Source organism: Lentilactobacillus kisonensis DSM 19906 = JCM 15041 (assembly GCF_001434135.1).
GTDB lineage: Bacteria > Bacillota > Bacilli > Lactobacillales > Lactobacillaceae > Lentilactobacillus > Lentilactobacillus kisonensis.
In genome coordinates this window covers 1-323 of sequence record NZ_AZEB01000107.1, presented here as the reverse complement: position 1 = coordinate 323, position 323 = coordinate 1, and the positions used below count along the sequence as shown (strand labels likewise).

The window sequence follows — 323 nt, the reverse complement described above, 5'->3', positions numbered from 1 at the left end:
GTGCACTGGTGCTTGTCAAGTTGACAGTTCAAATAATATAAAATTAACTATGCAGTAATTTGTTTCTTAAAAGCTTGATTACGGTATTCTTCAGGGGTAAGTCCATTTCTCTTGGCGGAACGTCGTATCGAGTTAAAGTAGTTAATCCCTTCCTCAATAAGCTGAATTAATGCTTGATAGGTTTGTGGCTGGGGCTGGGTTCGAATCCAACTAACTTTAAATTCGTTCCAATAACGCTCAATCATCGCGTTATCATAGGGAGTCCCTGGTCGTGACATACTTCGCTTGGCATTGTGTTGATATAAGAAGTCGTTAAAGCCACG

The 323-nt window shown here is 40.2% G+C and carries 1 protein-coding gene; it reads right to left on the bottom strand.

The window, feature by feature from the left end; all coding sequences use genetic code 11:
* Window positions 1-47: 47 nt before the first annotated feature.
* The coding region (locus FC98_RS13930) for an integrase core domain-containing protein (protein ID WP_156637358.1) at window positions 48-323 on the bottom strand (276 nt) is incomplete at its 5' end.